Origin of the sequence: Streptomyces sp. NPDC059679 (genome assembly GCF_042734105.1) — a bacterium.
Lineage (GTDB): Bacteria > Actinomycetota > Actinomycetes > Streptomycetales > Streptomycetaceae > Streptomyces.
The window spans coordinates 1-1,351 of the sequence record NZ_JBHWES010000036.1 but is presented as its reverse complement, the minus strand read 5'-3'; the positions used below and the strand labels follow the sequence as shown (position 1 = coordinate 1,351).

General features: G+C 73.0%; 1 protein-coding gene and 1 pseudogene. Both read left to right on the top strand.

The genetic code is table 11. The features are described from left to right. Positions 1–59 precede the first annotated feature (59 nt). The gene (locus ACFV2X_RS31770; protein WP_385623086.1) at positions 60–815 is read left to right on the top strand and encodes a type VII secretion system-associated protein; all 756 of its coding nucleotides are present in this window, start codon (positions 60–62) and stop codon (positions 813–815) included. 108 nt (positions 816–923) lie between these two features. Continuing rightward, a pseudogene (locus ACFV2X_RS31765) lies at positions 924–1,351 on the top strand (hypothetical protein); the annotation flags it as partial.

Below are 1,351 nucleotides of genomic sequence, written 5' to 3'. Positions count from 1 at the left end.
AGGGACGCCCACGCGGGTGTCAGAACAGCACGACAACAAGCACAGTAAGCGAGGACACGATGAGTGAGTCCAACGAGTCCAACGAGTCCAACGAGGCCGACGAGTCCACCACCCAAGCCGCCGCCCCCGGCGCGGTGACCCCCGAACCGCCGGAGGACTTCGTCAAGGCCGCCAAGGCGGCGCCCAACCACTGGCTCTACCTGACCGACCCCACCTGGCGCGGGGAGGCCCCGCCGCCGGAGTTCGCGGTGGTCGGCCAGTGGCGCTCCGACGAGAACGGCGAGATCGTCGAGTGGCAGGCCAACGAGGACTACGTGCCGTCGCCGGGCGCGCGGGGCTGGCCCGAGCCCACCGACGACGTGGACCGCGCCGTCCAGCTCGCCACCACCGGCTACGGCCCGGCGGACGACGTCACCGCCGCCCTGTCCAAGGCCGAACTGGCGATGCTGGTCACGGCGGACGGCCGGCCGGTGAGCGCGTCGGGAAACGACGGCACGGCGGTGGTCCCGGTCTACACCTCGGCGCGCTACCTCCACCGGACCGGCCTGGGGTTCGAGCGGGTGCGGATCAACGACGTCCTCGACCGGATCCCCGAGGGGCACAACGTGTGCGTCAACAGCTCGGCCCCGGTGAGCATGGTGCTGATCAAGGACAAGCTGGTGGCGGCGCTGGCGGCCGTGGAGAGCGCCCAGGCGGAGGAGCCCCCGGCTGAAGGGGCGGAAGAGGCTCCGGCCGTGGACGACGTGGACGTTGCCCCCAACAGTGCCCGGACGGACAGGGCAGACCGCGACGGCGATGTCCAGGATGGGAGCTGACTGTCACACCGTCATCACCAGTCCGAACCTCCACACACTTCGACCCTCACCAGGTGACAACGGCATGAGCGAGATTCTGAGTTGGCGTGCTACCCCGGGAGAACCGGCATGAGCCGCTCCGGGGGCGCCGGAGCGCGCTGGTTCAGCAGGCGGGGCGCCCGCGTCCGTACGGCGCCCTCCGCCGGCCCCGCGTCGTCCGCGCCCGTGGCCACGCTGGACACACCCGAGCGTTCCGAGGGCGGCCGCGGCCGGGGCGGAGCGCTGCTCGTCGAGGAGTACGACGGCGTCATGCTGCTCCGCTCTCCCGCCGACGACACGCTGTCCACCTCCGACGTCGCCGACCTGGCCCGGGCCCTGGCCGCCGACCCGGAGCACACCGTGACCGTGGTCGCCGGGGCCGACGCGTCCTCGGCCGGTGAGCTGTGGCCGCGGCTGCGCGGGGTGCTCGACTCGCTCCGCTCGGACGGCGTCGGAGTGGTCCGGCTCGTCCTGTCGGCCGCGGGCGACGACCGGCCGGACGAGCCCGCCGTGGCCCG